This is a genomic window from Spirosoma terrae (genome assembly GCF_010435915.1).
GTDB classification, from domain to species: domain Bacteria; phylum Bacteroidota; class Bacteroidia; order Cytophagales; family Spirosomataceae; genus Spirosoma; species Spirosoma terrae.
Genome location: NZ_JAAFZH010000031.1, coordinates 1 through 9,992 on the forward strand (window position 1 = coordinate 1; position 9,992 = coordinate 9,992).

Below are 9,992 nucleotides of genomic sequence, written 5' to 3' on the forward strand. Positions count from 1 at the left end.
TTATCAATTGTTAATGATGGCATATACAACCAAGTAACGAATTGGCTCATTATCCCCTATTACGAATGATTCTTACAAGTCCAGTAAAGCTTTTTATGCCTATAACCAATCCAGAAGAATTGGCCATGCCTCACAAATCACGCTTCTAACCGAACCGAACAGCCTGTTTCCTGTGTTTTGAAAACACAGTCTATATCAGCGTTTTCATTAGTCTAGCTTCTATTTTTTATTTTTCATGCAGCCAGCCCTAGCAACTCCTCTCGATATACAGAACATTCGCCGTGACTTCCCCATCCTCGATCAGGAAGTAAACGGTCGGCCATTAGTCTATTTCGACAACGCTGCTACCAATCAGAAGCCGTTACTAGTTATTGATGCCCTGACCCGTTATTATGAAGGCTATAATGCTAATATTCACCGGGGTATTCACCACCTTGCGGAACAGGCAACAGCCGCTTTCGAAGCATCGCGCCGGGCTTTTCAGGAATTTTTGAACGCCAAACACTGGCAGGAGATCATCTTCACTTACGGTACAACGGATGGCATCAATCTGGTTGCCAAAACCTATGGTCGCCATTTTTTGACAGCGGGTGATGAAATCATTATTTCTACGCTGGAACACCATTCCAATATCGTTCCCTGGCAAATGTTATGTGAGGAAAAGGGCTGCATACTGAAAGTTATTCCCGTTGATGACAATGGCGATCTGCTACTGGACGAATACGAAAAGCTGCTATCGGAACGTACCAAATTCGTTTCCTGCGTACACGTATCGAACGCACTGGGTACTGTCAACCCGGTTAAGACTATCATCGAGAAAGCACATGAGGTTGGGGCGGTTGTCTTGATTGATGGCGCACAGGCCAGTTCACACCTGGAGCTGGATGTGCAGGCACTGGATGCTGATTTCTACGTATTGTCGGCTCACAAATTATACGGCCCAACAGGCATGGGCGTTTTGTACGGCAAAAAAGAACTCCTGGATTCGATGCCGCCGTTTCGGGGTGGCGGAGAAATGATTAAGGAAGTTACGTTTGCCAAAACTACCTACGCCGATCTGCCTTACAAGTTCGAAGCCGGTACGCCTAATATTGCCGACGTAGTGGCCGTTAAAGCGGCCCTCGACTATATGGCCAGCCTGGGAAAAGAAGCTATCGCAGCCCACGAAAACGATTTGCTTCGGTACGCTACAGAGCAGCTTCTGGAATTAGATGGACTACGTATCATAGGGCAGGCCAGAGAAAAAATTGGTGTTATATCCTTTATTATGGAGGGCATTCACCATCAGGATATTGGCGTCATTCTGGACCAGCAGGGTATAGCGGTTCGGACGGGGCACCATTGCACGCAGCCGCTCATGCAACGTTTCGGTATCGCCGGAACTACGCGGGCCTCGTTTGCGGTTTATAACACCAGAGATGAGGTCGACCGGCTTATTCAGGGGCTACGCCGAGTGCAGAAAATGATGTTGTAGCTTACTTAACTAGTAACAACATGGAAACAGGAGAGATTCTTTTGGATAAAAGTCAAGTGCTTGCCAGTTTAAACGAATTGCCCGACAGGGTATCTTCGGAGGATTTAATTGAACGTATTCTGTTTATAAAACTCATAGAAAGCCGATTGCAGGAAACCAAACTCGTTCCACACTCACAGGTTATGCAGGAACTGAAAGAGCTGAAAGAACAAAAGCTAGCAGCGATAAATCAGAAGCATGATTAACTGGAAAGAGCCTGCTCGTGAAGAAGTACGACACGCTTATGCTTATCTGCTCGACTTATCTATGCTGGCCGCCGATGAATGGATGACTCAGTTAGAAAAGAAACTAAACCTGATTGAACAATTTCCGGGTATGGGTCGAATGGTCCCTGATTACAATGTTTCCTTTATTCGGGAAGTATTTGTTGGTAGCTATCGGTTGGTATATAGCACTCAAGACGAAACTCCTGTAATTCTTGCCCTCAGACCAATGAGTAAGCCCCTTGGTAAACTTTAAGCATGACAATCAACGAAAAACAAGACGAGATTATTGACGAGTTCGACTTGTTCGAAGATCAGCTCGACAAGACGCAATACATTATTGATTTAGGCAAAAAGCTACCTCCAATGCCTGAATCGGCCAAAACTGACGAAAATCGAATTGTAGGCTGTCAATCGAAGGTATGGGTCGATGCCGAATTTAAAGAGGATAAGCTTTACTTCCATGGCGATAGCGAACCCACCGCTCAGATTTCTAAAGGACTGGTTAGCCTATTGATCCGTGTATTATCAGGAGAAAAACCAGAAGACATCGCCAACGCCGATCTGTATTTTATTCCACGAGTTGGCATGGGCAATCTGATTACCTCGTTGCGTGCCGGAGGACTGGCTTCCATGATTGAACGAATGAAAGCATATGGTCGGGCTTACTCGAATCAAACCGTCTAACTTAATCACTCAATAACGTCTCTTTACCATGACGGACGAAGAACTCAAAGAACAAGTCGTATTAGCTCTTAAAGCGGTATATGACCCCGAAATTCCAGTGGACGTATACGAACTGGGCCTCATTTACGACATCAAAATATTTCCGGTCAATAACGTCTATATTTTAATGACGCTGACCTCACCATCCTGCCCTTCTGCTGGTTCTATTCCGAGCGAAATCGAAGAAAAAGTCCGGGCCATTGAAGGCGTCAACGATGTGAGCGTTGAGTTGACGTTCGATCCGCCCTACTCTACGGAGCTAATGTCGGAAGTAGCTAAACTCGAACTCGGCTTTATGTAATGTAGAATTAGTACTAAAAAATCGTAAACTATAAACTGTCAATTATGTATCCTCCTCATTTGCTTGTCCCGATGCGGGAAGACCTGACCAGTGTTGGGTTTGAAGAACTTACCACCGCTGAGGACGTGGTAAACACGATGGAAAATGCTGAAGGTACCACGTTGGTTGTGGTAAATTCGGTATGTGGTTGTGCTGCAGGTGCTGCTCGCCCAGGCGTAAAAGCAGCTCTAGCAGCTAGTGCTGTCAAGCCAGACAAAATGGTGACAGTATTCGCTGGTGGCGATCTGGAAGCAACTGCTAAAATGCGGGAATATCTGCTTCCTTACCCTCCATCTTCGCCTGCAATTGGCATTTTCAAAGATGGCGAACTAGTACATTTCATTGAGCGTCACCATATTGAAGGTCGTTCGGCCCAGATGATTGCTCAGCACCTTGAGATGGCGCTGGAAGAGTTTTGCTCACCCGCAAACGCCTAATTTCTGTTTAAATCAACTGAAAAAGCCTGGCTATTTGGCCAGGCTTTTTCAGTTTTAGTGCCCTGCCGTTATCGCTAATACACAAAACAGATCGACCACCCACAAACCGGCAGGCACTTCGTGGCTCTTCCCTACCGCTATTTTTATAACAGTCCAGGACAGAAAACCCCATATTAATCCCTGCGTAATAGAGTAACTGAACGGAATCAATGCTAAAGCCAGGAAAGCGGGCAATGCATCGTCCAGTTTGCCCCACTCAATACGTGTCACGGGCTTCATCATAAAAGCGCCAACCAATACTAAAGCCGGAGCCGTCGCTATAGCCGGAATCACAGATAGTAAAGGCGAGAGAAACAGAAATGGCAGGAAACAACAACCGGCCACAATGGCGGTCAAACCAGTACGTCCTCCCTGTGCAATACCGACCGCCGATTCAATATAGGCCGTACCAGGGCTAGTCCCTAGAATTCCCGCCAGTGTTGTTGACACAGCATCTGTCAGTAACGAACGATTCAGATTCCGTGGTTGTCCATCCGCATCCTGCAAACCACCCGCTTCTGCTACCCCCACAAACGTAGAAAGACTGTCGAACAGATCCGTAAAAGCAAAGGCAAAAATGACAGGCCATAGCGACCAGGATAGCGAGTTTACAAAATCAAGTTTACCAATCAGCGAAAAGTCGGGAGCAGCCCAAATCCCCTGCATATTGACCAGCGTTTTCTGACCGAAATTAATCGCTGACGCATCGCCCCAATACCGACCAATAGGCCACGCCAGCAACGTAGTGAGTATAATGCCGATAATGATTGCCCCCGGCACATCCCGAACAACCAGTATACTGGTCATAAACAGACCGGCGATAAACGTCAGAATGATGGGATCGGTCAAATGCGCGACCCCTACCAACGTAGCAGGGTTTGCCACAATAAACCGGGCGTTTTCAAAGCCAATTAACGTAATGAATAGCCCAATACCCGCCGAAACGGCGTAACGGATCGGCAACGGAATAATCCGGACAATAGCCGATCGAACGTTTAGCAGCGACAATAAGAGAAACAAAATGCCAGCCCAGAACACAGCCCCTAAGGCAATTTCGGGTTTTAAGCCCATACCCTTCACCGCTGTAAACGTAAAGAACGCATTCAGCCCCATACCGGGCGCCACTACAATGGGATTCCGGGCATACAAGCCCATCATCAGGCTGCAAAAAAAGGAAAGTAATACGGTAGCCGTCAGCACACCACTAAATGGTAAACCCGCCTGGCTCAAAATGGAGGGATTAACCACAATAATATACATCGTTGCCAGAAAGGTAGAAATACCGGCAAGAACTTCAGTTCGACGAGACGTAATAAGCGTATAGTTTTGAGACATTCGATTTTCACAGGTTGGCATTCATTGCTGAACATACAATGATTCGCGTAGAATGGCAATTAATAAGACTTAACCGACCTATTGTCGAACCCACGAAGGATTCAGCATATTATTTTACGAATAATGAATTATACAAAATATAACCACAAGCTATAAGCCTTGTAAAGAATGAATTATTTTGCTACGTTGACCAATATTACAATCGAAAACCTATGAAGAAAAGTCTCCGATGTGCTCTCGCCTGCTTTTATATTTTTTGCACGCTTCTATCGGTTGCTCAGCCGTCGGACGTATTACTCGGTAAGATACGACAGTTGGCTTATCAGGATTCGGCTCGCTTGGTAAGCGTCTATCAGGATTTACACACGCATCCCGAGCTTGGCTTTATGGAAAAGCGTACAGCCGAGATAGTCAGTGAAGAGCTTAAACAGCTAGGCTATCAGGTTTTCACGGGTATTGGTAAAACGGGCGTCGTTGGTATTTTAAAAAATGGCGATGGACCAACAGTGATGTTCCGCGCCGATATGGACGCCTTGCCCGTCAAGGAAACAACCGGCTTGTCGTATGCCAGCACGGCAACCGTAAAACTCGCCGATGGCAATGAAGTACCAACTATGCACGCCTGTGGGCACGACGCCCATACGACCTGGCTGCTCGGCATTGCCAAACTGATGAAGACCCTGCAACAGGATTGGAAGGGCACACTGGTCCTGGTTGCTCAACCCGCCGAAGAACCCATTATGGGGGCCCGTGCCATGCGGGAAGACCCTGCTTTCATCAAAAATGTACCGCTACCCGATTATTTACTGGCCATGCACACAGGCCCATTTCCAACCGGCATGGTTTTTAACGTACCCGGCACACGCATGGCCGGGACCGATCAGTTAGACGTTACGTTCCGGGGAATTGGCGGTCATGGTTCATCACCTCAATCGGCTAAAGATCCGATTATTATGGCCAGCGAAGCCATCCTGCAATACCAGACAATCATTAGCCGGAGTAACGATCCGCAAACTCCGGCCGTATTGACGGTTGGGTCGGTTCAGGCGGGCCAGGATAATAACGTAATACCGGCCGAAGCATTAGTGAAAATAAATTTCCGGTGGTTCAAGCCCGAAACCCGAAAAATGCTTTACGATGGCGTTAGTCGGATCGACAGCGGGATCGCCGTCAGCAATGGTTTACCGATGGGCTTGTATCCTATTATGAAGCGAAAAGGATATTCCTTTCCCGTTGTTAATGATTCGGCGCTGGTCAGCAAAGTAAATACTACGTTGCAACGAGTAGTTAAGAAAGGTAGCTTAATTTCTTCCGGCATCCCGGCTGCTATGGGTTCCGAAGATTTTCACCATCTGGTTCTGGATAACAAGAAATCGGTATACGACTTTATTTTCATCGGGACGGCCCCTATGGATAAAGTAATAGCCGCCCGAAAAGAAGGAAAGCAAGCGCCCTTTTCGAACCATAATGGCAACTATATGGTCGATCTGGCCGGTATTCCCTGGGGCGTTCAGATTGGTACGGATGCGCTGTTGGGCGTTTTGAAAACAAAATAATTCTGATCGATATGCCATGTCTTCAAGACATGGCATATCTAAACTTATAGTAAACTTCCAGCAGCCTGATCCACCCAAACATTTGCGTTGGGACGGGTTTGGATGATGCTCGCTGGAACCTGCTCCGTAATGGGTCCGGTTAGGGCTTCACGTAGCATCGGAGCTTTTTTATCGCCACTAACCAGCAGCACTACGTTACGTGCTTCGGCCAAATGGCGCAAGCCAATCGTAATGCCTTGTGTCAGCAAGGTTTCTGTTTCAAAATATTTTTGGCCTACGGTTTTGGTACTTTCGGCCAACTCAACCACATGACAGCCCAGGTTGAAGGGCGTACCCGGTTCATTCAGCGCGATGTGACCATTCATTCCCATACCAACCAGCAACAGATCCAACCCACCTTTCGACCGGATCACAGCATCGATACGTTTGCACTCGCTGGCAAGATCATCTGCTTTAGCATTAAAAACATGGATCTGATCGGGACGTAGGTTGAGCGGCTTAAACAGGTCACGGTAGACGTAGTATGAACAGCTCCCAGCATCTTCAGGCCCAAAACCAACCCATTCATCCAAGCCCACAAATGTACACCGGCTGATATCTACTTTTCCGGCCTGCACCAGAGCTACAAATCGATGATACGTCTCAATGGGTGTGTCGCCCGATGCCAGACAGAGTAGCGCATCTGGTTTTTTGGTGATGATACTGGCGATATACTCAGCTGTATGTTGTGAAAGTGCACTATAATCAGAAAACTTCTTGAGATTCATAAATAGGTTTAGGACGTTCTGTTGAAAGATAAAGCAAATCCAGTGGCCCTCCTACCGTAAAACGCCAAACTCACGCAGCTTATCGATCTCTTAGGCGCGAACGCAACTTTCTCCGCCGGAGCGGAAAGCCTGATGGCAGGTCGGCTACCGACACAGGTTGGGGGTTGGAAACCGGTTCGGGAAGGGCTGGCTCGCCTTTCTGCCCTTGCTTCACCGACTTTATTCGGGATTTTTGCTGATGGCCACCTAATCGGCGAGCAGGTGGCCGATAAAAACCGTTGGCCGGTTTATCAACACTCCATTGATCGGGCTACGGACAGCGTAACGTCGAACTTTCCCGGTTATTTGCCCGTGTACAAACAACGGACTGACAAACAGCCACCATAAGAGTACATAACGCATGTTGTAGATCGTAGAAAGATGCCGTAATTTTGCGGCTCGTTTACAGAAATTATGCAACTACAAGACCGCAACTATCAGATTCAGGGCGTCGACGTACTGGCCATTGCCGATCAATTCGGTTTACCATTGTACGTATACGATGCTGACAAAATTATCGAAAAAATTGGCTTGCTCCGGTCGTCTTTCGCCGGTGTCAACCTGAAGATAAAGTATGCGGCTAAAGCCTTAACGAACATTTCGATCTTAAAGTTGATGCGTCAGCAAGGCGTTGAGATGGATTCGGTATCGGTAAACGAAGCACGAATGGGTATGCTGGCAGGTTTTGAACCCAGCCAGATCATGTTTACGCCCAGTGGTGTATCATTCGATGAAATTCGGGAAGCAATTGACCTGGGGCTACAGCTCAATGTAGACAGCTTATCCCTACTGGAATGGGTTGGTCAACACTACGGCTCATCAGTTCCGGTAAGTATTCGTATCAATCCGCACATTTCTGAAGGCGGAAACATAAAAATTTCGACCGGCCACGCTGATTCCAAATTTGGCATTTCGATTTTGCAACGCCCCGACATTCGCGCTATAGTCGAGAAATACCAGATTGCCGTTGTTGGTCTGCACATTCATACCGGATCGGATTTCAAAAACGCCGACGCTTTTTTGCGGGGAGCAGACGTCCTGTTCGATTTAGCCAGCGATTATCCAAACCTGAAATTTATCGATTTCGGTAGTGGCTTTAAAGTTGCCTACAAAGAAGGTGATCATATTACCGACGTAGCGGATCTGGGCCGTAAAGTTTCCGCAGCGTTCCAGGGTTTCTGTCAGCAATATGGCCGGGAGCTGGAGCTATGGTTCGAACCGGGCAAATTTCTGGTCAGCGAAAGCGGCCATTTGTTGGTACAGACGAATATTGTTAAAGAAAACCTAACCAGAACCTTCGTGGCGGTAGACTCAGGACTGAACCATCTGATTCGGCCAATGATGTACGACGCTTACCATGACATAAAGAACGTTTCGAACCCCTCGGGAGATACGAAAACGTATACAGTTGTCGGCTACATCTGCGAAACGGATACGTTTGCCACCGATCGGCCTTTGCCCGAAGTGCGGCCCGGCGATGTGTTATCGTTTGAAAATGCCGGAGCGTATGGTTTTAGCATGGCTTCGAACTACAACGCCCGCTTCCGTCCGGCCGAAGTACTGGTATATGATGGTGCGCCCTATCTGATCCGTCAGCGCGAAACGTTCGACGATCTGCTACGTGGTCAGGTTGATGTACCTGTATTGAATTCAGAAATAATTGAGCAACAAGTATAGTTTATGGTTTATTGTTCGGCGTTGACTAGATGAACTGAACGTAGCAGACCGTCGATCAACAACAATAAACCAGAACCCACAAACCATAAATCGAAATGGGAAGAGCGTTTGAATACCGGAAAGCGCGTAAGATGAAACGATGGGGGCAAATGGCCAAGACCTTTACCCGCATCGGAAAAGATATTGTTATTGCCGTTAAAAACGGTGGTCCAGACCCAGATACAAATGGACGTCTTCGGGCTATTATCCAAAATGCCAAAGCGGCTAACATGCCGAAAGATAACGTCGATCGGGCAATCAAAAAGGCATCATCGAAGGAGCAGGAGGATTACAAAGAAATCGTCTATGAGGCCTACGCACCACATGGCATTGCACTCGTAATCGAAACGGCAACGGATAACCATAACCGTACAGTAGCGAACGTTCGTAGCTATCTGAATAAACTGGGCGGAAGCCTCGGTACGCAGGGAATGCTCGATTTCCTGTTTGACCGGAAATCGGTCTTCCGGATTCCGGCCGAAGGCATTGATCAGGAAGAGCTTGAACTTGAACTAATTGATGTTGGTGGTGACGAGATTGAGTTCGATGACGAACTGGACCAATTTGTGATTTACGGCGAATTCACGGCTTTCGGGGCTATCCAGAAATTCCTGGAAGAAAAAGGCTACGAAATCAAACAGGCCGAATTTGAGCGTATTCCTAACGACTACAAGGAATTAACCGACGAGCAGGTAGCCGACGTTGAAAAACTCATCGAACGTATCGAAGAGGACGACGACGTACAAACGGTCTACCATAATATGAAGTAATAAGGTTTTTGCGTTTATGGTTTGTTGTTTATGGTTCTACGGAGTCACCATAAACAACAAACCATAAACCTAACTAGCGCATGCTGACGCCTTCCCGCAGAATCTGCACCCAGCCCTTCAGGACCTGTGTGGCCGCATTCCGATCCAGCACCGCGTACCGAACCGTCACCTGATAGTAGTACAGCCCACTCGGCAGATCGCTGCCCGAACTGCTCTTGCCATCCCAGCTTAGACCACGGCTGCTTCCCTCATACACCTTGCTGCCATTGCGGTTGTAGACAATCAGATCTACCTGCTCCACAAACCGAGGACAACGTAACGGCGCAAACACATCGTTCTTGCCGTCACTGTTGGGAGTGAACACATTAGGCAACACAAACAACGGACACGCGTCATTGCAGACCCGGTTGGAGGGTAAGCTTTCGACGCCCGACCGACTCACAGCCGTGACGTAGTAACAGCCTGCTACGGTGGTCAGATTCGTATGATCGAAGCTCGTGGTCGGCGCCGGAATGCTGACCAGTTCAGTG

General features: G+C 47.6%; 13 protein-coding genes. 10 read left to right on the forward strand and 3 right to left on the reverse strand.

Features of this window, described 5'->3' with window-relative positions; genetic code table 11:
- Window positions 1-235: 235 nt before the first annotated feature.
- From GK108_RS30720 to GK108_RS30745, 6 genes are read left to right on the forward strand one after another with little or no spacing between them, the layout of a single operon-like run.
- Window positions 236-1,474: a cysteine desulfurase gene (locus tag GK108_RS30720; RefSeq protein WP_163955432.1), complete on the forward strand. Its 1,239-nt coding sequence runs from the start codon at window positions 236-238 to the stop codon at window positions 1,472-1,474.
- A 20-nt stretch (window positions 1,475-1,494) separates the two neighbouring features.
- Window positions 1,495-1,719, forward strand: a complete 225-nt coding sequence (locus GK108_RS30725) for a hypothetical protein (RefSeq protein ID WP_163955433.1) — start codon at window positions 1,495-1,497, stop codon at window positions 1,717-1,719.
- On the forward strand, window positions 1,712-1,993 hold the full coding sequence (locus GK108_RS30730; protein WP_163955434.1) for a type II toxin-antitoxin system RelE/ParE family toxin: 282 nt from the start codon (window positions 1,712-1,714) through the stop codon (window positions 1,991-1,993). Before GK108_RS30725 ends, GK108_RS30730 begins: the two co-directional genes overlap by 8 nt.
- Window positions 1,994-1,995: 2 nt before the next feature.
- On the forward strand, window positions 1,996-2,424 hold the full coding sequence (locus tag GK108_RS30735) for a SufE family protein (protein ID WP_163955435.1): 429 nt from the start codon (window positions 1,996-1,998) through the stop codon (window positions 2,422-2,424).
- Window positions 2,425-2,452: 28 nt separating this feature from the next.
- Complete coding sequence (locus GK108_RS30740) at window positions 2,453-2,764, forward strand: DUF59 domain-containing protein (RefSeq protein WP_163955436.1); 312 nt, start codon at window positions 2,453-2,455, stop codon at window positions 2,762-2,764.
- Window positions 2,765-2,808: 44 nt separating this feature from the next.
- Window positions 2,809-3,240: a BrxA/BrxB family bacilliredoxin gene (locus tag GK108_RS30745; RefSeq protein WP_163955437.1), complete on the forward strand. Its 432-nt coding sequence runs from the start codon at window positions 2,809-2,811 to the stop codon at window positions 3,238-3,240.
- 54 nt (window positions 3,241-3,294) lie between these two features.
- Here GK108_RS30745 and GK108_RS30750 read toward each other — a convergent pair whose 3' ends face one another.
- A complete protein-coding gene (locus GK108_RS30750; RefSeq protein WP_163955438.1) occupies window positions 3,295-4,614 on the reverse strand; it encodes an NCS2 family permease in 1,320 nt (439 codons plus the stop codon).
- Window positions 4,615-4,826: 212 nt separating this feature from the next.
- Here GK108_RS30750 and GK108_RS30755 point away from each other — a divergent pair, with 212 nt between their 5' ends.
- Entirely contained in the window at window positions 4,827-6,170 is a 1,344-nt protein-coding gene (locus GK108_RS30755) for an amidohydrolase (protein WP_163955439.1), read from the forward strand.
- 44 nt (window positions 6,171-6,214) lie between these two features.
- Here GK108_RS30755 and GK108_RS30760 read toward each other — a convergent pair whose 3' ends face one another.
- Entirely contained in the window at window positions 6,215-6,937 is a 723-nt protein-coding gene (locus GK108_RS30760) for a 6-phosphogluconolactonase (RefSeq protein WP_163955440.1), read from the reverse strand.
- A gap of 132 nt (window positions 6,938-7,069) precedes the next feature.
- Here GK108_RS30760 and GK108_RS30765 point away from each other — a divergent pair, with 132 nt between their 5' ends.
- From GK108_RS30765 to GK108_RS30775, 3 genes are all read left to right on the forward strand, one after another.
- On the forward strand, window positions 7,070-7,324 hold the full coding sequence (locus tag GK108_RS30765; RefSeq protein WP_163955441.1) for a hypothetical protein: 255 nt from the start codon (window positions 7,070-7,072) through the stop codon (window positions 7,322-7,324).
- 66 nt (window positions 7,325-7,390) lie between these two features.
- On the forward strand, window positions 7,391-8,653 hold the full coding sequence (lysA, locus tag GK108_RS30770) for a diaminopimelate decarboxylase (RefSeq protein ID WP_163955442.1): 1,263 nt from the start codon (window positions 7,391-7,393) through the stop codon (window positions 8,651-8,653).
- 95 nt (window positions 8,654-8,748) lie between these two features.
- On the forward strand, window positions 8,749-9,462 hold the full coding sequence (locus tag GK108_RS30775) for a YebC/PmpR family DNA-binding transcriptional regulator (protein ID WP_163955443.1): 714 nt from the start codon (window positions 8,749-8,751) through the stop codon (window positions 9,460-9,462).
- A gap of 73 nt (window positions 9,463-9,535) precedes the next feature.
- Here GK108_RS30775 and GK108_RS30780 read toward each other — a convergent pair.
- On the reverse strand, window positions 9,536-9,992 hold a 457-nt coding region (locus GK108_RS30780; protein ID WP_163955444.1), incomplete at its 5' end, for a gliding motility-associated C-terminal domain-containing protein.

Bases quoted from the DNA above. Each gene is read 5' to 3' on its own strand.
- GK108_RS30755 (WP_163955439.1), top strand. From the start codon at position 4,827: ATGAAGAAAAGTCTCCGATGTGCTCTCGCCTGCTTTTATATTTTTTGC.
- GK108_RS30760 (WP_163955440.1), bottom strand. From the start codon at position 6,937: ATGAATCTCAAGAAGTTTTCTGATTATAGTGCACTTTCACAACATACA.
- GK108_RS30750 (WP_163955438.1), bottom strand. From the start codon at position 4,614: ATGTCTCAAAACTATACGCTTATTACGTCTCGTCGAACTGAAGTTCTT.
- GK108_RS30735 (WP_163955435.1), top strand. From the start codon at position 1,996: ATGACAATCAACGAAAAACAAGACGAGATTATTGACGAGTTCGACTTG.
- GK108_RS30730 (WP_163955434.1), top strand. From the start codon at position 1,712: ATGATTAACTGGAAAGAGCCTGCTCGTGAAGAAGTACGACACGCTTAT.
- GK108_RS30725 (WP_163955433.1), top strand. From the start codon at position 1,495: ATGGAAACAGGAGAGATTCTTTTGGATAAAAGTCAAGTGCTTGCCAGT.
- lysA (WP_163955442.1), top strand. From the start codon at position 7,391: ATGCAACTACAAGACCGCAACTATCAGATTCAGGGCGTCGACGTACTG.
- GK108_RS30765 (WP_163955441.1), top strand. From the start codon at position 7,070: ATGGCAGGTCGGCTACCGACACAGGTTGGGGGTTGGAAACCGGTTCGG.
- GK108_RS30740 (WP_163955436.1), top strand. From the start codon at position 2,453: ATGACGGACGAAGAACTCAAAGAACAAGTCGTATTAGCTCTTAAAGCG.
- GK108_RS30720 (WP_163955432.1), top strand. From the start codon at position 236: ATGCAGCCAGCCCTAGCAACTCCTCTCGATATACAGAACATTCGCCGT.
- GK108_RS30775 (WP_163955443.1), top strand. From the start codon at position 8,749: ATGGGAAGAGCGTTTGAATACCGGAAAGCGCGTAAGATGAAACGATGG.
- GK108_RS30745 (WP_163955437.1), top strand. From the start codon at position 2,809: ATGTATCCTCCTCATTTGCTTGTCCCGATGCGGGAAGACCTGACCAGT.